The following is a 21,683-nucleotide window of genomic DNA, read 5'->3' as shown; positions in this document are numbered from 1 at the left end:
TTGTCCTCACCATTAACAAGAACGACAAAGTGAGAATAGAGTGAAAAATAATCCTGATTCTCTAAAAGCTGATACCAACCTTCCTTTGTATGTGCAATTCCAGCTGTTTCAATTTTTATAGCTAAACCACCAGCCTTTAATAAACCTACTCCAACATATCCATCAATTCCTTTAGGCCCTCATATCCATTTTACACTTGCAATTACATACACTGTGAGGATATGTTGTCCAATTCCATCTAAAAGACTATCTTCAAAAGTGTACCTGCCTGCACGAAAGAACGCTTCTTTTAAATTCGGATCATGTTCAACACCTGAACTTGAAAGCCTACATCTTTTTCTGCATTATGAATAATATAACCCGCCATTAAATACCCTTCGCTTTTTAATGCTACATCTTTAAAATCTTTCCTTATAGGATATTTAGATAAGTTTCGATTTTTTTCCTCAACAAACCTACTTTTTAGTTGAACAAGGAGCAATGCATATCCTATGCATATTAGGTTTACATAATCTCTAATCCTAAGGAATCGAGAATGCTATTTCTAACCCTTTGTCTACATTATTTGAAATCCTAATTTTAAATAAAAAAAGAGAGCATCTTTTGCCCTCTAAAGAGTTATGTATTTCTTTACCGTTTCCTACCACATCTAACACAGGTGTCAGTGTAAAAACTATACTTATGATATTTAAAAAAAAAACAAATAATTGCTGATAATTTCATTGGAGTTACTCCCTTTATCTCTTTATATAAACAAAATAATAACAGGAAAAATTTATTATTCCAGATATTATGTTAATAATAAACATTATAAAATATCTATTAAAAACTAACATTTTTAGGATGAGGAAACGTTTACATTCATTATCAGTATTGTATTGATTCATTATAAGTATTTAATCAAATATTTATTTAAACGCCACGGATTATCCCAGACAATTGGATTGAAAAGAATTCCTCTGACATATCTAATGGTTCTGGTGCCAAAATAATTCACTAGAACCATAGAACAGCAATATCCTATTAGCCCTGAGATTAAGCAGCTAACTTAAATAACTTCTGAATGGCTTCAATCCTATTTTGCGCAAAGATGTCCAAACCTCCTAGATTTTTTGCACCAGAACGAACCTTCTGAATATAATTCTTCATACCCTCCCCCTGTTAGTAATATTTAAAGAGTTCGATATTGGAAACTAGGTCTATTAATGGTATTATCAAGCTATGGTTATTTACAGAAATTATAAATGACCGCCATCAAAAAGCATTGGAGGCTCCTATATTGAAACGAAGAAAGCTAAAAATACTAGGATATAGTCTACTAACCATAGCTATCGTCGCTGCTGGTGCTATTGCCTACACTTATAAACAGTTGCAACCGCAAAATCATTTTAAAACCGTTCCTGTTGTGAATTCCAATAACACAAAGGATTCCCAAACAAGTGAGCAGCAATCCAAGGTCCAAAATAGTGTATTTAACGTTCTTTTAATTGGTTCAGACCAAAGAAAAGGACAAAACATCGGACATTCCGATTCTATGATTATTGTTCATGTTGACTTGAATAAAAAAGAATATCATGCAATGAGCATTCCACGTGATACTCGTGTACACTTAGATGGCTACGGCTATACAAAGCTAACGAGTGTCCAATACATTAAACAGGCAACAGAAGGGACACAACAAGGGGTTGAAGCCGCGATCAAAGCTGTCAGCGACTTAACTGGGGTAACAATCAATTATTATCTAGAAACAAACTATGAAGGCCTGCAAGCACTGACAGATGCAGTTGGCGGTATTGATATGAATATACCGTTTGATGTAAAGCTCACCCATTCGTGGTATCCTGAAAACCGTAATAAGGTTATCCAAAAAGGAACTCACTTTTTAGACGGCAAAATGGTAACAGAGGTTGTTCATGAGCGCTACTCGCTGCAAAATGGGGAGTTTGGCCGTCAGCAATTACAGAAGGAAGCCCTCGTAGGTATTGCAAATGCAGCACTAGATCCGGCAAATATTAAAAACTTGCCGAAGCTAGTTCAAACCATTCCGCAACTTTTAGTTGCCTCAAACATGACAACAGCAGACATGCTGAGTCTAGGATTAGCTGTTAAGGATTCAGACCCAGTTACGCAACTTCAGTACCATCAGCTGAGTGGTGAAGGAAAGACAATGTATGATGACATTTTAAAAAATAATAATTATCAGTTAGTGCTTAATGAGGATGAAATGAAGAAGTTAGTTGCGGAGCATTTTCAATAATCATTGTAGTTTTAAACAAACGTTTGATTAATAGACATAGGGCAGGCTTCCTAAGGAATACCTGCCCTCTATAGTTATGCCTGCTGCATCAGGCTGTTGTTTACCTTCTCCATAAATGCAGTGGAAATTTTATTTAACTTCGCTTCACTGTCCTCTACACTTATCCCTTTCACACCAAAGTAGAACTTCACCTTTGGCTCCGTACCAGATGGACGTAAGCATATCCAAGAGCCATCCTCTAGATAGTACTTTAACACGTTAGATTTCGGTAAATGAATGTCTTCAGTTGAACCATCTGTAATATTTGTTTTTACACTTGTTTTATAGTCTTCTGCCGTAATAACCTTCAGTCCTGCAAATTCTGTTGGTGTTTCCGCACGGAAAGAAGTTAATAGATTCGCTATTTGCTCAGCACCATCTTTTCCTTTTAACGTGAGCGACTTTAACCCTTCACGGTAGAATCCGTATTTTGCGAAGACCTCAAGCAATCCTTCATACAACGTCATGCCTCGCTTCTTATAGTAAGCAGCAACTTCAATCGCAAAGATTGTTGCTTGTACCGCATCCTTGTCCCGAACGAAGTCTCCAATTAGATAGCCGTAGCTTTCTTCATAACCAAATTGGAAGATATACTCTCCTGTTGTTTCATATTCCTTAATCCTTTCACCGATAAACTTAAAGCCCGTAAGTGTATCTACCGTATCCAAGCCGTAAGCTTTTGCGATTTCACGTCCAATTTCAGACGTTACAATAGTCTTTAATACAATGCCGTTTTCAGGAAGTACGCCCTTCTCTTTCTTCTGGGACAATAAGTACTCCAGCATAAGCGCCCCTGTTTGGTTACCAGTTAAAACAATGTATTCACCCTCTGTATTCTTTACCGCAACACCTAGACGGTCTGCATCTGGATCTGTCGCAACAAGTACATCAGCATCAATTTCTTTACCATATTGGATTGCCAATTCAAATGCTTCATGCTCTTCCGGATTTGGTGATTTTACTGTGGAGAAGTTCGCATCTGGCAGTTCTTGTTCCTTTACGACTGTTACATTTGTATAACCAAGCGCCGCTAAAGCTTTACGCACTGGCTTATTCGCTGTTCCGTGCAGTGGAGAAAAGACAATTTTCAGTTTATCTCCCATTTCTTCCACAAGCTCGGGATTTACAGAAATTGTTTTTAGCTGCTCCACATACTTCTCATCCATCGTTTCGTCAATCATTACGATAAGGCCTTTTGCCTTTAATACAGCTTCTGTTTCTACAGCAATTTCAAGCTCGTTTTCCACTTCATTTACTCGCTCAACGACCATATCAGCTTCTTTTGGCGGAAGCTGTCCGCCGTCTTCTCCATACACTTTATATCCATTATATTCAGGTGGATTGTGGCTTGCGGTAATAACAATACCGGAGAATGCGTTGAATTCACGCACCGCAAAAGATAATTCCGGAGTCGGACGAAGCTCCTCAAATACATACGTTTGAATGCCGTGGCTTGCTAGGGTTTTTGCTGCTTCCATCGCAAATAACGGTGACTTGTGGCGAGAATCATAAGCAATCGCAACACCGCGCTTTTTCGCTGTTTCTCCATAAGATTCAATAAAACGTGCCAATCCTTCAGATGCTTTACGCACTGTATAGATATTCATACGGTTTGTACCTGGTCCGATTTCGCCTCGCATACCACCTGTTCCGAACTCTAAATTTTTATAAAAGCAATCCTCTAGTTCTTCCTCATTTTGGCTGACTGTTTCTAATGTTTGTTTAATCTCTTGATCTAATTGAGGGAATTTAACCCAACGTTCATATATTTGTTTCCAATCCATAATTCAATTCTCTCCTGTTCAAATAGTACTTCATGTAAAATATAGAGTGTTGGCAAACACCTAAAAAGCAGAACATGCCCTGTCAATTGTCTCCCAGCTTATGTTCTGCCTATCATATTAGATTCCATTATATAGTATAACAAGGACAATTAGCTTTATATTTTTGTAAATTTTCCCTATTTATGTATAAATAGAGTTCTAAACTAGTTACGCATCCTCAATATTATCAGCTAGTGATTAATAAAGATGGGATGAAGAAATAAATTACAGAGCATTATCAATAATCGTTCTAGTTCTAAACAAACGTTTGATCCATACTGCTAAGGTTATTTACACCTATGATCATCAGTGCACAACCCTTTAGCACATTTCATATGCAGCAGTTCCCCTAGTATTTGCCCTATTTCCTCTTGGAAAAATATCAAAATCCAAATAATGATAGTTCCCAACAAAAACTATCTAAAATTCTATAAGATTAGTTTTTCTAACCTCTACCTTAAGAAAATCTGTCCTAAAAACGTAAAAATTCCTGCTAATATATCACTATTTTCTCATTAAGCTTCGTCCCACTATAATAAACACTAGTTAACCGAAATATCCCAATCATACGACTCATTCTTATTTTCTATTTACTCATGCTATAAATCCGTAAAAAATATGGATGGAACTCCGATTAGAATCACAGATTTTATTTCCAGTTTAACTCTCCGCAGTAGTTTGTATGATGCACAGGCTACCCATGAAAAATCAACCTGTTTTCATATGTTCAAAAGCTACAAGTTCCATTATGTGTGCATCTATAAAGGGTATTATCTTAATATCATAAGAGTCCTGCATCAAGATTAAGCAATTGTTGAGATTTTCAAGCATGTATCAATATCTTCATTAATTTGCTAAATGATCTTTTGGAGAGTCATATTATATCCCCTCCTGTATATAAAAAGAGGAGCATTTCTGCCCCTCTCTACCACTACAAAAGCCACATTTTATTGTAATTTACTTTATTACGAATTACCATCCTACTGTATAGTTTACTGCTCTTTAAATCACCTGATGACCCGCCCGTTTTTTTACTATTTTAACAGGATTTCCCACAGCGACACTATATGGTTCAATATCTTTATTTACTAGAGTATTCGATCCGATTACTGAGCCTTTACCAATAGTTACTCCATCTAAAATTACAACTCCAGCACCAATCCAGCAATCATCTTCTACAACTATTCCTTTACTAGTTGTACCTTGGTTTTTAATTGGAATATCTATCCTATCAAAATTGTGATTTTGTGCATGAAATCTAATATTCTGTCCCATAATTACATTGTTCCCAATCTCAATACCACCTGAACACCCAAAAAAGCACCAATCCCCACAACCGAAGTTATCACCAATTCTTATGCCTTTACCAAGATTTTTTAAACTACCTGTACATCTTATGATGCTGTATTTACCTATAGATGCATTATCACCTATAGTTATGCCATTTTGGGATAAAGCAATCATTTCAACGTAATCATTTATAGTGACTGATTTCCCTAATTTGATATGACTTTTATGCCTTATTGTAGTTTTTTTACCAATAAAAAGATTTTTGCCACACGATTTAAATAAAACTCTTTTTAGAAAACCTCTAGTAAGCATTAGTATCCTAGTCAAAACAATAGAGCACAAATCAAAGAAAGTAATATTTTCATCTAAAACATATTTTTCATTTTTCATTTTTGAAATTATCTTATTTGTAATTTTTATCAATTTTTAAGCCCCCCAAAGATTTTTTAAAATTATACCATAATTGAATGGCCTTCATAATTGTTTCTTTTTTTATTTTAACTTACATTATTCCCTAATAAGCTTTTTTGATATCAATTAGCTTGATTTGTTTTGCTCGTTTTTCTGTTAATTCTGTCCACTATTAATTTTGAGACATTATAAGCAAATACTACTAGACCAAAATAAGCCCTTGTACGTTTTCCTGTTCGACATCTAACATTTTTCAATCAAAAAATCTTTTAATCAGGCTCTATTGGTTCCACCGCCTTCCTTGGGTTTATATAATGATGGAGTTTTCCTATGCTTCCGCTCCCCATACAGAGCACTAGATTTCTGAATACCGATTTTCTATTTTGCTTCTACAAACCTTTTGATAAAGAGGAGCATGGGTACCATTCCTTAGACATATGTATTTCAGTGTTTAGTGCTTCTTATCGAAACTGCCACACTAATATGAATACTTCCGTACACAATTCAGAGCGAAATGCCGAGCAAAGCCAAAGAATTCTCCTTTGCTTAGTATAGGTAATAATCAACTTGCTTAGTATAAGTAATAATCAACTTGCCTAGTATAAGTAATAGTCACTTTGAACTTCATACAAAGAAGTTATGTGTAAATCACTTCGTAACCGTAGTTCACATTCAACGTATTATAGTTAATAATCAATAAAACAAGCCGTTCTTGTATTCCTTATTAATAAAAGAATGACTGCTTTTCCATCGTTCAAACTACAGAAGACATTAAAGATTGAGAATTATACTGACTCTTCGAATTAACTGCTAATGCAACTTTGAACCTAAGTTAGAACGTATTCTTACCTTTTTAAAAAGAATTCATTTTCAAGCAATACAATTTCTGTTATAATAGAAATTGCATTGTGTTTTTAAAACTTGATAAGTAGGGGATGAAATTGAAAAGTACATTAAACATAAGGGAATTTTATTTAATATTTTTTACTATTACTTTTGTAGGACTTTTAAGCTATTTGGGAGCAACTAATTCTAATATGGTTTCTGTTGCAATAGCTTGTGCTTCTATATTTTTCATTTATTATGCATTTAATATTAAGAAAACTTTTTGGCATTTTCTATTAGTTATTCCTTTTCTCCCACCTTATTTCGCAGTACAGCTTGGCTCTCTCCCTGTGGTGACAGCTTTCCGAGCTATACTAATACTTTTTATTATTGACCAGTTATTAATAAAAAAACGGTTACCCGACTTGTTATATACAATAAGAAAAGATAGATTAACACCTATTATTTTTCTCTATTCTTTAGGTGTAATGATCCCTGGTTTTATTCAATTGGTATCACAAAATGATACAACAGCGTTTATTGGATCTTCTGCAATACTAATTGAAAAAGTTTTACTATATTATTTAGTTGTGATGAATGTAAGATTCGAATTAAAAAAGGATAATGGCAAAATTGTTTTAGATAAGATTTTGCACACCCTTTGCCTTAGTGCTTTTATAGTGTCTATTTGTGGAATTGTAGAATATATCACCAAATTCAATGTATTTCATCTTTTGGAAATATCACCCGTAGATGGGATTTCTTCTAGCTCAAGCACCTATATTAGGCAAGGTAATTTACGTATAAGTGCTAGTTTTTTGCATTCGTTAGGTTACGGTCTTTACCTTTTATTGATGATTCCAATCGCTTATTATCAAGCTAACATGTATAAAAACAAGAACAAAAATCGATATTTCTTTTATTCTATTTTATTTATATTACTTCTTACGAGTGTACTACTAACTTATTCTCGATCTACTTTAGTTAGTTTACTAGCTGTTTCATTTGTTGTATTTTTTGTATTTTCTAATTTAAAAAGAAAAATTGTTATTTTTTGCTCCGCAGTATTCCTTTTTATTCCTATTTTGGCACTTAGTTTAACACCTGTAGCGGATGATATTCCTGTCATCTCGACTATCGGAGGTAACACAAAGGCTCTTTCAGACGCATTTTTTGGAACTCATTTAGTCCAGGACTTTGGTAAGAATTCAGAACCATTTACTTACAGAAACGAATTAATCAATTTTGCTTTTAACGAACAAGAAAGTTTTGAAGATATCTTTGGTAAGGGAATTGGATTCATTAGAACAGAACCCTTAGTTTTTAATATCCCTGAATTAAATCCTTACGGACCAACAATATCTACCTCAGTAGACAATTATTATATTAATGTCAAACTAGAATTAGGTTGGATTGGCTTTACTACGACGTTATTGTTCTTAATCTCGGCATTGTTATTTATAATCAAACATAGGAAGGCTAGTTTTTTTAATACAATATTATTAGTATCTTTCAGCGGTTATCTCTTTGAACTAACTATGGTTGGAGAATTATACACAATGCAATATTTTTGGATCATGTTAGCTGTATGCTCAACATTTATTTCATTTAAAAATAAAAACGATAAACCGACTCTTGCTTGAGTCGGTTTTAATATGCTGATCTAACTGTGTATTAATTTTGTATCGCTCGATATCCTTTCCAATTAGTTAAATAGCTACACACGCATAGTCCAGTACCCGCCCGCTGTTGGTGTTTTTATGTCTACTGTTGTATTTAGCAACTGCAAAATGCAGGAAATGGGAATGTCCTGCTGCTTTATAAAGTCTTCGTGTTAGGTATAATCTCTTGTTAGTCCTTGTGCTAATCTAATTCTTTCCAATTGAAATAGGTTATCTGTTACCTTTAGTAAAGTTGCTTGCTGAAGTAATAAATTGATTTTCCTTACTCCCCTTTGTTGAACTTCCTTCCCTAATACCCCTAGTATGTATTCTTCATTATTAGGTACTTGTATTTCCATGTAGCATTCCCAAATTCAACTTAGTTTGAGGTGAGGCATTCGGGATATTTTTGAATCAATCGACTGATTCATGATGTCACATCACCTGTTGTATCAAACAAAGTATCATAATGTTTCGAATCTCGTGTAGCGAATTGAACATTAAGAACTACACTTCTTATCTTAATCCCTTGTCGTTGTCCTCTTCTATTTAAGATTTGATAAAAATACTGGCTTAATAGAGTTAATATCGAAGGATGCTATGTTCCGATGCCATACGCAGGGTTTCAAGTAGGGATATTGAAATCATGCCCTTTTAGAAGTACCCATAGTAATTAATTGAAGAGATTATTGTTTTTCTAGTACGGTACATCGTTCAAAATAAGCCTGCTGCTCTACAGGTAGTTGTTCATAGAAACACCTGCATATTTGATTGTCATAAAGCTTTTGCTCATGAGAGATAGATAACGATCACCATTGTGTAGATTTCTGCTGTTCTCCATACAAACGTGCATGCCAAGCAACGAGTTTGTATTCTTGTGTCAGTAGTTCTAGCGGGGAGTATAAAATATTTCCCAAAACCTTTTATTTGACAAAGCGAGGAGAAGGCAAATAAAGCTTATTGTCTAAGCATATGTAACCGTATTTGTCAGCTTTAGCCCCCTCATATCTCACTTATGAGAATTCTGTGGCAAGCAGTTGTAAGAATTTATCCTTATCTGCTAAATAGGGATTGGCAATGAATTCACATTTTTGATAAAGTTTTCAATCTCCCTCTTTCTCGGCCTTACTCCAAAGTCTACTTGCGCTGTTCCTGCTTTTGATTCTAATGGTAATGCTGCTGACTCAGCTTCTTCTACTAATTTTTTCTTTGGTGAGAAACACACTGATAAACAGAACGGTCCGATTCCGTAAAATTATACTCATCTACAAATAGATCATACATACGTTTAGCTGTTCTCCGAAACTTCTTTTTCTCCTGAAGATCCCCTTGAATCCATTTGTCTAGAATGGTTTTTACAGGATCCATTACTTTTGCAGGTGATGTCTGTTGGAACTTCTCTTGGGGACTGAGTGTATTTGGCAATCAAAAAATGTAGGAGATAGTAATTTTAGTCCTATCCGAAATATGAAATGTTTATGCATACTCTGAGAAACTTGACAAGGAGCCTCTATGGTCATAATTTTAGGCAAAAGAACAAGCCTTATAGTTTTTCAGCCACATGAGCCTATCATAACTATCTTTCCATATCAAGTTGCAATCATACACATTTTTATGCATACCCCTACTAATTGCCAAACGATGCATTTTTTGTTTGTCACAAACAGACTGAGGTCCTCCATCTTTACATACTTCTTTATAGCTCTTGGATCTCATTGCATTTTCTTTGCAATACTATTATAAGAACTGAACTACCTTTTATATTTGCTTCGTATCTGGTATAATTAATTTCTGCCACTGCTAACATCTCCTAAACTCATATCCTCCCGTCGTCTTAATACCCAACAAGGAGCATATATTAATAAAACGATGTTGGCAAGTGGCTTTTTTATGCCCAAACGGGATACATGAATTGACTGCTAAAAATTACATAATTAGTTTGCCACAAACAGCTGAAGTTCGCGTTTGAAATTTTGTATCTAATTACCTTTGCAAAATGAATATTAAGTAGTTTATAGATATTTAGAAAATAAGTATGATTTTATTAAGAATGTGCTCAAATTCTTAGGGTTAATCCATGACAAAGATAACAAAGTCTAAACTGATGTTACGTGAAATCAACATGTCAAAGGCATGGTCAACACCCTGCAAGAAGCATGCTCCTTTTTGTACATTTTTTGGTTTTTTCTAGTTAATCAAAACATATAATGCTAAACTAATAATAACCTTTTACAATTACATTCCTATTTCTATATAAACACACTAGTACAGGAGGTAAGATTTTGAGGCGGAATATGATAATTCTATTGTCAGTAATAGTTCTAATAGGAGGGGTAGTACTTAACAGTGCTAAGTTATTTAAGAAAAAACATAAAGGGATTGCAATAACTTTATCTGATTCAATTGATACTGATGATTGGTATGATCAAAACCTTCCAAAAATAAAGGATATAGGTGGGGAATTACAAGTTGTTACAGCTGTGACAGTACAGGATAAAAATGATTCTAGCCCTCTAAACGATCCAAAAATTCGGAGTAAATTTGAGCGACTATTTTCAAAAAGCAAACAATATGGAGTGAAAGTTACCTTAATAAAACCTCATATTATGCTACCTGATTTTAGGGATAGTTTTGATAGAGGCACGTATGCTCCTAAGGATATTAATTTATTTTTTAATCAATGGAGAGATATTATTTTATATTATGCCTCTGTTAGTGCCAAAAATGATGTTCCTATTCTAAGCATAACTTGTGAAACATTAATCTTAACTCAAAATACATACATCCCACAGTGGAAAAAAATAATAGATGAGGTTAGATCAAAATATCCTGAATTAAAATTAACTATGGCCTTTCAAAAGAATGAATTGGATAGAGAGATAAGAAATCATGAGAATGGATTAAACAGTATAAGTACATCACTTGATTATATTTCTTTAAATGCCTATCCAATAGTGAACAGACTGAACAAAAATAACAAAGTAGAAGTTAATGATAATCTTTTTGCAAAAATCCCTGGTTCATATGGGTTTGTCGAGAGTATCCAGAAAGCGAACAAGTATTTCCATAAGGAGATATTGATTACAGAGACAGGGGCTACGCCAAGATCCGATACATCAAAAAATTATATTCGTCCAATAAATCTAGATACCACCAAGCCATTGGATCATGTTGATCAAAATCTATGGGTCAGAATTGTATTACCTATATTTCTCCAAATGAATGAAGTAGAAGGAGTATACATCTGGCATGTAAACTCTCCGTTTCAGTTCTTGGATTCTCCAACTGCAGTGACAATTAAGGAACTATATAGGAAATATTAACTGAACTACTGCTATATAAGTTGAATTTAATTTTTACATCCTGATACAAAGTCTATTAATGACTTCTTCTGGTGTTTTGTTAATAGAAGAAATGAATGCTTGCACATGTTTTCGAATTTCTCTTACAGAAGCATGAAACACATTGTAAATAACGGCACTTTTCAGCCACTTCCACAGCCCTTCAATCAAGTTCATTTCGGGGCTGTACGGTGGTAGAAATACAAATTCTAATCGGTTTTTATGTTCCTCTAGAAAAGGATGAATGAGACTGGCATGGTGAATCCTTGCATTGTCTAGCACCATGACAATTTTGCCGATTGGATATTGCTTCAGGACATACTGAAGAAAACGTAGAAATGCTTCTGCATCGTACCGTTCTTCTTCTGTGCAGTGAACTTTTCCTGTTTCATAATTGAGGATGCCAATGAGTTTCACTCCATGGTGTTTGCCGTACGTTGGAATCTTACGCTGTTTTCCGCGCAAAAACCAAGTATACTGAACTGCTTGGTAGTCTCGAATCATGCATTCATCTTGAAACAACAGGTGATCAATGTTTTCGTCAATCAATCTTTTTTTAAAGCAGGAAATGTTTCTTCATGAAAAGCAGCCTGTTTGACGGCATCTCCTTGCGCTAAGGTGTAAGTGGCCTTTGAGTAGCTAAGACCTAGACTGCTCAAAAGACGAGACATCCCACGGAGGGTGTACTTCTTCTGCCACTTCTGTTCTACAAATGATACGATCAGCGCTAATTTCCAATTATGACGAGCGGCAAATCCAACATCAATCGGAAGAGAATGTACTACCGTTTCGATCAGTTCTTTCTCTTGTTCTGATGTCAGTTTATGTGGCGCACCCGGAGAAGCTCGTCTGATGAGCCCTTCGAGACCGTTCTTACGATACGCTCTCACATATTCACCCACTGTCTTTTCGTTTCGACCAACAATCTTAGTAATTTGCGCATACGTGTAGCCTTGTAAAAAGAGAGAGACCGCTTGATAACGCTCATGCATTCGCTTATCTTTCGTTTGTTTCATGGCTTGTTGGACAGTTTTTAATTCAGCTGCTTGTGTTTTCATTTTACGTCTCTCCCTATTTCGTTCCTGTTTTTCCTTATTGTAACACAGGGAGAGGGAAGGTGATTATTTAATTCGACTTATATAGTTAAAAAATATGATGCTAAACTCAATAATACCAAAAAGCCTTAGCCCTGTAGCATGAGTACTGTTTACAGGGCTAAGGCTTTAAAACTAAATAAGTTATGAAGTTCAGTAATTATTTTAGGGAATACTGGTTTTGGAAGTAATTCTGGTATTCACCACTAATAATTTGTTCCCACCATTCTTTATTATCAAGATACCACTGTATAGTTTGAGCTATTCCTGTTTCAAACGTATAAGTTGGTTTCCATCCCAAATTTTCCAATTTTGTAGGATCAATAGCATATCGCTTATCATGGCCTAGACGATCTTTCACAAACTCAATTAAATCTTCTGATTTACCTAGAGTACTAATAATTGTTTTAACAACTTCTAAGTTAGTTCGCTCATTATGTCCACCTACATTATAAACCTCTCCATTTATACCCTCATGCATTACCAAATCAATAGCTGCACAGTGATCTAAAACGTGTAACCAATCACGAATATTCTTTCCATCGCCATATACAGGTACCTTTTCATCATTTAATACTCGAGAAATAGTTAAAGGAATTAATTTTTCAGGAAAATGATAAGGCCCATAGTTATTTGAGCATCGGGTAATATTAACCGGTAAACCAAATGTTTCATGATATGCACGAACTAAAAGATCTGAGGATGCCTTACTCGCACTATATGGACTATTTGGTTGTAATGGGGTTTCTTCAGTAAAGAATGTTGTTGGATTAAAATCTAATTCTCCATATACTTCATCTGTAGAAACATGAACAAACTTTGTAATATTATTAAGTCTCGCAGCATCCAATAGAACCTGTGTCCCCATTACATTTGTACGTACAAATACCTCTGGATCTGTAATAGAGCGGTCTACATGGCTTTCTGCTGCAAAATGAATGACATAGTCGAATTGTTCTTTTTCAAATAAATTAAGAATTGTTTCACGATCTGCAATGTCTGCTTTTACAAAAAAGTAATTATCTTTTTCTTGAATCTCTTTATGCTTTGTAAGATCTCCAGCATATGTTAGCAAATCTAAGTTATATATATCATATTGAGGATACTTGTTTACCATATATTGAACAAAGTTACCACCAATAAATCCAGCCCCACCTGTTACAAGTAATTTTTTTCTGGTCATATCTTACACCTCTTGAAATAATTTGTTTAAGTAGTGTTGCAAAGCATCTTCCCATTTTGGCAATGGTTTAAATCCATTTATAACAAGTTGTTTCTTAGACATACGTGAATTTTTCGGACGTACTGCACGCGTTGGATATTCTTCTGTTGTAATAGAATTTACCTTCACATCTTTGTTAGCCTGTTTAAAAATTTCTTTCGCAAATTCAGCCCAACTACAAAATCCTTCATTGGAAGCATGGTAGATTCCATACTTATCCCCTTGAATCATATCAATTAACAAGGGGGCTAAATCGAACGTATATGTAGGAGACCCAAATTGATCCCCCACTACATTTAATTCATTACGGCTTTCCGACAGACGGAGCATGGTTTTAATAAAGTTATTTCCATTGATACCGAATACCCATGAAATTCTTACAATAAACCACTCATCTAATGTAACCTGTACAACCTTCTCACCTTCATGTTTAGTTAAACCATAATACCCAACTGGATTAGGTGTATCAGTCTCTAAAAAAGGCTTTTCTCCTTCTCCATCAAATACATAGTCCGTACTAATATAGATGAATTTAGCACCTACTTCCTTAGCTGCAGTTGCTAAATGTCTTGTACCTTCTACATTGACGTTCCAGCAATTTTGTTTATCATCTTCAGCTTTGTCCACTGCTGTGTATGCTGCACAATGAATAATTGCATCCGGATTAACCTCTTTAACATAATGATAAACATCCTGTTCATTTGTAACATCTAAATCCTTAGATCCTACTCCAATCATCTTAAATCCGCGATTTGTACCTTCACAAACAACATCATAACCCAGTTGTCCAGTATAGCCTGTTACTAAAACTTTCATCTTATGACTCTCCATAGACAAAATTATTTTCTGCATCTTTTAAAAGAGGTGCCTTTTCATCTTTTGCTGATAATATAGGAACAATGTCAATTGGCCAAACAATGCCTATGCTAGAGTCATTCCAAGTAATACCTCGATCACATTCTGGAGCATACAACTCGTCTACTTTATATTGAACTTCAACATCATCTGTTAAAGTCATAAATCCATGAGCAAAACCCTGAGGAATTAAAAGTTGTTTTTTATTCTCTGCAGTTAGTTCAATTCCAAACCATTTACCGTATGAAGGACTCCCTTTTCGTATATCAACAGCAACATCATAAATGGCTCCTCTTGTGCAACGTACTAACTTAGTTTGTGCTTTTGGATTCAATTGATAATGAAGACCTCGTAATGTACCTTTTGTTGCTGAAAATGATTGATTATCCTGAACAAAATTAAGAGCAATCCCAGCTTCTTTAAACCTTGTTTCACTATACGTTTCCATAAACCAACCACGGTGGTCACCGAAAAGAGAAGGTTCAATAATAACTACATCTTCTAAATTAGTTTTTGTAATCTTCATTTTCTCCACACTTCCATTTATTAGTATCGGATTTCACCATTTGCTACTTTCATTAAATACTGACCATATCCCGTTTTACTTAACTTTTCTCCACAATTCCATAACTGGTCTTTAGTAATCCATTCGTTAATATAGGCAATCTCCTCCGGAGCTGCAATTTTAATTCCCTGATGCTCTTCTATTGTTTTAACGAAATTAGTTGCTTCTACTAAACTTTCATGTGTACCAGTATCTAGCCAAGTAAACCCACGACCTAAAAGTTCAACATCTAATTCCCCTAGCTTTAAATACGTCTCATTTATAGATGTTATCTCTAACTCGCCACGCGGAGATGGTTGTACATTTTTTGCAATCTCAATAACACGGTTATCATAGAAATATAGACCTGTGATAGCATAATTAGATTTTGGTACCTTTGGCTTTTCCTCTACACTTAACACCTTGCCATTATCATCAAACTCTACTACACCAAAACGCTCTGGATCTTGAACATGGTAACCAAATACTGTAGCCCCATGCTCTTTATTAGCTGCTCGTTGCAATATTTTCCGCATTCCACTTCCATAATAAATATTATCTCCTAAAACCATAGCAACTGAGTCATTTCCAATAAATTCCTCACCTAGTATAAAAGCTTGGGCTAAACCATCAGGACTAGGTTGCACCTTATACTGCAGTGATATGCCAAATTGTGATCCATCACCAAGTAAGTTTTCAAATCTTTTTGTGTCTTCAGGTGTTGATATTATTAATATTTCTCGAATTCCTGCTAACATTAATGTGGATAAAGGATAATAGATCATTGGTTTGTCATATATAGGAAGTAATTGTTTACTTGTCACCATTGTTAATGGGTATAATCTAGTTCCGGAACCCCCTGCTAAAATGATACCTTTCATTTTACATTCCTCTCCTTTTGAAAAAACTTTTAATTTTAATAAATTCTGTTCTTTATATACTAATACATCTTTTAATAATTAAATCAATTTCATAATTACTTCTTTTCTTAAGTTGCACTGATAAAATTTCCGATCAAATCTTTTAAAAATATTAAGTAGTTCGATTTCTTTTGTTCATTTATCGATTGATTCGGCTCACTTCCGTGACCCAAGGAATCACGTTATCAAATATATGTTCTTACTTTTGGTTTTATAAACCTTTTTGGTAGGGAGAGTCATGAGCAAATAGACAAGTCTCTTACTCCTTGGGACGTATATATTTCAGCATTTGGTACTTCTTATCAAAGCTGTCATCCTGATACGAGTTATCCCACACAAAGGTTAGGACGAAGTGCTCATCAAACCCAGAGAGCCATAACTTCCACATACTTCTATTTCTTAACAAGTTGTTTTACTTCTTTTAATGTGATTGTAATGTCTCTTTTCTTAATTAACACATACAATCCATATGCAGCTAAATAGATTAATGCTCCGTTTAATGAAGTAACAAACCAACCTATCAGTATAAATATAAGCGACATTACAATCTCAAGTAATATATCTTTATACACAGATATGTTGAGTATTTTTGATAAAAGTATCTCCGCAAAAGCACATCTGAAGGCTAAAAGCACAACAATCGATACAATCGCTAATGTTAGATTCTTAAACACTATAGTAAACAAAATTGTAAATATAATGCTCAAGACGACCGACACCAAGTTTATAAACAGCATCAACTTTTCTTTACGCAAAGTCTTTAAATAAGTATTTATCAATAAGGCCATTTTCCCTTCATAGACACACATCGGAAAAATTAGCGCCATAAACATGAGACTCTCTGCGTATTGCGGTAACCATACTGATAAAATAAACTTTAACGGATAAAATGCTATGAGTATACCGAGCAAAGGAACCATTAAAAAAGTTCTCGAAACTGTATAAATCCTTGGCAAGTCTTCTTCATTTGTTCTTCTTAGAAAAGGGAACATTATTATCCCTATAGCATTGATAAATATCATTATAAGATTAGAAATACTGATTACTAGTGATACTTTTCCAAAAGTTGAAACACTCCAGGCTCGCTCAATACCAAACCGAACAATTCCTATAATCAAAATGCTAGCTATGTTAGAAAACATCAATTTTATCCCAGCACTGATATTTTCAAGCGTTTCTCTCATATCAAAATAAAATACGGATATTTTTTTAAAAACAATATCTCTACAGCAGTATGCAGCGTAGACTAAAGACACAACTTTTCCTATTATGTCTGCAGCTATCAATAAATTATACTCCCTAGTCCTAAATAGCAATAATAGAATTAAGCAACAATAAAGCACTTTTTCCATCATCGTTATTTGTGCATACTCTTTAATTTTATTAGTTGCCTGTAAAACATAAATTAACATGTATCTAACATTTACTATCAATGTACATAGTGCAATCATTTTGAATATAAATAACTTATTGATATCTGAGGTAAAGGCTGTTGAAGCAACTAAGATACCCATACCTACTATTATCTGGAAAATAACCAACATCCAGAACTGAGAAAAAAATAAATCCTTATCTAGTTCCTTGTATTCTTTCCCCCCGTACCTCAGATATACCCCATCATTCCAACCTAGATGCAGAAATCCTACATAAGAAGCATAAAACAAGTATAACTGCCAATATCCATATTCCTCCACACCTATCAACTTCGGCACAATCAATATCACTATTGTTGATATAATCATTGATATTAACTGTGAGGTTAGCGAATATGAAAAATTCTTAATAAACGTAATTGCCTTAGTATTCAATACTCATCCCTCGTCATTACCACATCATACTGAATTGTAGTCCTTGGAATAAAAACTTTTTCTCTTTTAATTTCCTGGTCAAAACATCTCTCCACCTAAGTAATCATTAAACAAATTTTATCGAGCACCATTTTCGATAATCAAGCATTTAATGACTCTTTATCCTAATTAGTTACTCTGGCGTTGAAACTAATTTTATTTTAATACCTACTTCTTCTGCTTCAAATTTTTTCAGTAGATTACTACTTTAATAATATTAGTTCATTAATTTTAATAAATGGAGAATTGATCTTACAGAATGCTTATATACAAATCTATTTTTTTGTAGGCTATTCTTTAAATACGCATCTGTTGCAGAATCTTCTTTATGGAAGATTACCAAATCCGGGCTATAAAATGTTTTCAAACTATTTGTTCTGCACAAATGAAATAATATAGCTTCTTCAAAATACATAAAGGTTTTGTCGTATAGTCCATCAAACTTTTGGATATACATTGGTGAAAAGATTAAACAGCTACCATGTAATTGAACATCAGTCAATTCTTCTTTATGTCTAGTAACAAGTACTTTTTCTGGTTTAAACTTTTTAAGAATATTTTTCATTGCAGGTTCTAGATTTAAATAGTTTAATAGAAGCAACGCTAAATGTCTTATTAACTGATACCATGTATCTTTTTTAGTTATAATCTTAAAAGGCTGCGGATTCTGATGATTATTGTCTACGGTTGATATAATATTTGGTCCCATAACAGCATATTTAGTAGAATTGTATTTACTAACTACTTGATCTAAAAAATCTTGTTGCTCTATAATCGTATCATTATTCATTAAAATAATAAAATCAGCCTGATACTCATATTTAGCCTTTAAAAAACCTACATTATTTCCTTTAGCAAAACCTAGGTTTTTATCAGATAATATAATATCTACCTTGCTATTATATTGATATCGTAGTTTCAGGCTCTCTCCTGAATTATTCGGAGAACCATTATCTACAACTAAAATAGAATAATCTTTATAATCTACATTATTTAAAATAGACTCAATACACTCTATAGTATCCTGTTCTGTTAGATAATGTAATATAACAAATGATATATGCATTGATCTTCCCCTATAATTCAGTTATAATTTCTGAAATATTTTTAACATAATTCTCCAAGTTAAAAACATTATTTCTTTTCTCTTTTCCCTTTTGACCAACATTCTTTCTTAAATCACTATCAGAAGTTAACCTTAAAGCAACGTTACTCATTTCCGAAGCCTCAACATAATCCACTAAGAAGCCATCTACATTATTCTCAATGATCTCAACCGGTCCTCCGTGATTTGTAGCAATAACGGGTATCCCTCTTTCCATAGCCTCTAACACTACTAAACCAAATGGTTCAGGCTGAATGGAAGGTAGTATAAAAATATCTATATTATTATAGAATGAATCCATATCCTGAACTTGACCTAACAATTTTATCTTTGACTCTAAGTTTTTGTTTTTAATATAGGTCTTTAGATCATCTAATATGTGATCTTCCCCTTTATAGACATCTCCAGCAATAACAAATTGGACTGTTTTATTCTCCCTTAATACTTTTTCAGCCATATCTACAAAAAGTTTTTGACCTTTCCATCTATTAATTCTTCCGGCCATTCCAATCACTATTTCATCTTTAGCAGTTAGCCTATTGTTTACAATTTTCTTTTGTGTACTTTCAATAGCATTGTACACTACTTTAAGCTTATCTTCATTTTGGCTAATTGCTGATGCTGTCGCTTTACTGTTAGCTATTATAATATCTGAAAATAAATTAACAATTCTAGATACAACTGTTGCTTCAAATTTATTCGCTACAATTTCTCTTATATGCCAAATACTTTTTCGTCCTAACAGCTTAGCTGCTATTCCCCCTGGAAAAACAACAGAAGTATTTGTATATACCACATCTATTTTTTTCTTTCTTATAATATTTATTAAATAAAATAAAGAATTTAGAAAGTTAGTGGTATACTCTATAAGCCCTTTGACAGATAAATGCTTCCGTCTTAGTGTCGCAATATCTTTAATAAGAACCTCAATATTATCAATTTTTTTCAATTCATCAACTAGAGGTCCATACTCTGGCAAAATAACAGTAATTCCAAAACGATTTCTATCTATATTTTTGATTAGATTTAATAATGATCTATCTGATCCATATAACTCTGAACTAGAATGTAAAAACAATATTTTTTTCATACAAATTCCTTCTTCTAAGAAATTAATCTAAGATCCTCATTGGTTGACATTTTGCTATTTCAAAAACTATTTCTTCTCTTAAACCTTTTCCTTGAGAAAACAATTCTCATACTGATTTACAATCAACTCCCATGAATACGAGTCTTGAATGCGCCTCTTAGCCTTTTCTTCATTGATTTTTATTTCCGTATCCGACAATAAATCAGCAGATTCAATAAGCTCAGCTAAATTTCCTACTTTTTTATTAAAATAAAGTGCGGCATCTTGTCCAACTTCTCTATTAAAATTCACATCTAAAAGTAAATTTAATGAAGTAGTTGCCATTGCCTCAAGTAGTGACGGATTTGTCCCTCCAACTTCGTGACCATGAAAATATCCAAAAGCACCGTTTCTAACTTGATATAATAGATCTTGTTCGTAGATTGTTCCAACAAACTTTATTCTTTTATCATTATCAAATTTTGTTCGATTCTTTAACTCATTATAAAACTTATTCTTCTCAACATTAGTAACAATGACAAGAGACTTTTCCGATTTCGAGTTCATAAACTCACGAATAATAAGCTCATAATTATTTTCCGCTACAAAACGTCCTACAATTAGATAATAGTCTTTTCCTTTTAAATCCCACTGCTTTAACCATTGGTTATATTTATCTTCATTAAGATTTTCTGGTTTATTTACTGTAGCTCCATAAGCGATAAAAGTTGTTTTAGGGCGATATGAACTATATTCTTCTTTAATATATTTTTCGATTGCAACTGAATCACAAATTGCTAAGTCTATATTTTTAATCATCAGTCTTTCTGATAACTTCCAATACCGACGAATTGCCCAGCTCCATTTAGCTCTTTTCCACTCATGACCATCTGGATTTACATACACAGGCACGTTTAGCTGTTCAAATCTATTCTTATAGAACTTCATGAATGGTCCGATTCTACAAGCTAAAATATATACAATCGCATTTTCAATACGATTTTCTTTAATGTATTCGTAAACCCGTTGCAATGACATAAGGTCATAAATTACTGCTTTTGCTGGACCAACATTAGGTACTTTCACAGTAAAGCATCTTGCATTATTATGTTCATATTCCTTATTATCGTGTTCTGATAAACAGGAAACATGATATTTGATACTATCGCTTACTTTATATTCTGTTAACTTTTCTACAAATGTTTCAAATCCACCATACTTAGAAGGTATTCCCTTGCTCCCTATTATAAAAATATTTTTCATATTAGATTTTAACCACTCTCTTTAAATTTTATGATGAATAAAGCTTTCTTTGAGTTGATAGAGTATCTAGAGCAAAACATGTGATATATTCATTATTCACAAAAATCTCTTCATCTC

15 protein-coding genes are annotated in these 21,683 nt (G+C 33.7%); 3 read left to right on the top strand and 12 right to left on the bottom strand.

Annotation, left to right across the window (positions count from 1 at the left end; translation table 11 throughout):
• The first annotated feature begins 1,186 nt into the window (after positions 1-1,186).
• Positions 1,187-2,257: an LCP family protein gene (locus tag EP737_RS08720; protein WP_246040207.1), complete on the top strand. Its 1,071-nt coding sequence runs from the start codon at positions 1,187-1,189 to the stop codon at positions 2,255-2,257.
• Positions 2,258-2,331: 74 nt separating this feature from the next.
• Here EP737_RS08720 and EP737_RS08715 read toward each other — a convergent pair whose 3' ends face one another.
• Positions 2,332-4,080 (bottom strand): phospho-sugar mutase, encoded by a 1,749-nt coding sequence (locus EP737_RS08715; protein WP_129727581.1) that lies wholly within the window; start codon positions 4,078-4,080, stop codon positions 2,332-2,334.
• Positions 4,081-5,121: 1,041 nt separating this feature from the next.
• A complete protein-coding gene (locus EP737_RS08710; RefSeq protein ID WP_129727580.1) occupies positions 5,122-5,832 on the bottom strand; it encodes an acyltransferase in 711 nt (236 codons plus the stop codon).
• 929 nt (positions 5,833-6,761) lie between these two features.
• Here EP737_RS08710 and EP737_RS08705 point away from each other — a divergent pair.
• Positions 6,762-8,288 (top strand): O-antigen ligase family protein, encoded by a 1,527-nt coding sequence (locus tag EP737_RS08705; protein WP_165350726.1) that lies wholly within the window; start codon positions 6,762-6,764, stop codon positions 8,286-8,288.
• Between the two features lie 191 nt (positions 8,289-8,479).
• Here the strand turns inward: EP737_RS08705 and EP737_RS08700 are convergent, their stop codons facing one another.
• Positions 8,480-8,665 carry a hypothetical protein gene (locus EP737_RS08700; protein WP_129727578.1) on the bottom strand — a complete coding sequence of 62 codons (186 nt, stop codon included), beginning with the start codon at positions 8,663-8,665 and terminating at the stop codon, positions 8,480-8,482.
• 1,923 nt (positions 8,666-10,588) lie between these two features.
• Between EP737_RS08700 and EP737_RS08695 the strand changes: the two genes are divergently transcribed.
• A complete protein-coding gene (locus tag EP737_RS08695; protein WP_129727577.1) occupies positions 10,589-11,629 on the top strand; it encodes a glycoside hydrolase family 113 in 1,041 nt (346 codons plus the stop codon).
• A gap of 33 nt (positions 11,630-11,662) precedes the next feature.
• Here EP737_RS08695 and EP737_RS08690 read toward each other — a convergent pair.
• The 9 genes from EP737_RS08690 to cps2T form a co-directional block, all read right to left on the bottom strand.
• Positions 11,663-12,705, bottom strand: a protein-coding gene (locus EP737_RS08690; protein ID WP_129727576.1) for an IS630 family transposase whose coding sequence is annotated in 2 segments (ribosomal slippage) — positions 11,663-12,196 and positions 12,199-12,705 — 1,041 coding nt in all. Because the reading frame shifts where the segments join, the coding sequence is not laid out codon by codon here.
• Positions 12,706-12,901: 196 nt separating this feature from the next.
• On the bottom strand, positions 12,902-13,924 hold the full coding sequence (gene rfbB / locus EP737_RS08685; RefSeq protein ID WP_129727575.1) for a dTDP-glucose 4,6-dehydratase: 1,023 nt from the start codon (positions 13,922-13,924) through the stop codon (positions 12,902-12,904).
• A gap of 3 nt (positions 13,925-13,927) precedes the next feature.
• Positions 13,928-14,779 (bottom strand): dTDP-4-dehydrorhamnose reductase, encoded by an 852-nt coding sequence (rfbD, locus tag EP737_RS08680; RefSeq protein WP_129727574.1) that lies wholly within the window; start codon positions 14,777-14,779, stop codon positions 13,928-13,930.
• A 1-nt stretch (position 14,780) separates the two neighbouring features.
• A complete protein-coding gene (gene rfbC / locus EP737_RS08675; protein ID WP_129727573.1) occupies positions 14,781-15,344 on the bottom strand; it encodes a dTDP-4-dehydrorhamnose 3,5-epimerase in 564 nt (187 codons plus the stop codon).
• Between the two features lie 20 nt (positions 15,345-15,364).
• Positions 15,365-16,243: a glucose-1-phosphate thymidylyltransferase RfbA gene (gene rfbA, locus EP737_RS08670; protein ID WP_129727572.1), complete on the bottom strand. Its 879-nt coding sequence runs from the start codon at positions 16,241-16,243 to the stop codon at positions 15,365-15,367.
• A gap of 431 nt (positions 16,244-16,674) precedes the next feature.
• Positions 16,675-18,090 (bottom strand): oligosaccharide flippase family protein, encoded by a 1,416-nt coding sequence (locus tag EP737_RS08665; protein WP_129727571.1) that lies wholly within the window; start codon positions 18,088-18,090, stop codon positions 16,675-16,677.
• A gap of 256 nt (positions 18,091-18,346) precedes the next feature.
• The gene (locus EP737_RS08660) at positions 18,347-19,195 is read right to left on the bottom strand and encodes a glycosyltransferase (protein WP_129727570.1); all 849 of its coding nucleotides are present in this window, start codon (positions 19,193-19,195) and stop codon (positions 18,347-18,349) included.
• 10 nt (positions 19,196-19,205) lie between these two features.
• Positions 19,206-20,324 carry a glycosyltransferase family 4 protein gene (locus tag EP737_RS08655; protein WP_129727569.1) on the bottom strand — a complete coding sequence of 373 codons (1,119 nt, stop codon included), beginning with the start codon at positions 20,322-20,324 and terminating at the stop codon, positions 19,206-19,208.
• Positions 20,325-20,402: 78 nt separating this feature from the next.
• The gene (gene cps2T, locus EP737_RS08650) at positions 20,403-21,566 is read right to left on the bottom strand and encodes a beta 1-4 rhamnosyltransferase Cps2T (RefSeq protein ID WP_129727568.1); all 1,164 of its coding nucleotides are present in this window, start codon (positions 21,564-21,566) and stop codon (positions 20,403-20,405) included.
• Positions 21,567-21,683 lie beyond the last annotated feature (117 nt).

It is taken from the genome of Ectobacillus funiculus (assembly GCF_004138295.1).
GTDB classification, from domain to species: domain Bacteria; phylum Bacillota; class Bacilli; order Bacillales; family Bacillaceae_G; genus Ectobacillus; species Ectobacillus funiculus.
The sequence above is the reverse complement of the archived record's forward strand: the minus strand, read 5'-3'. Positions and strand labels throughout refer to the sequence as shown.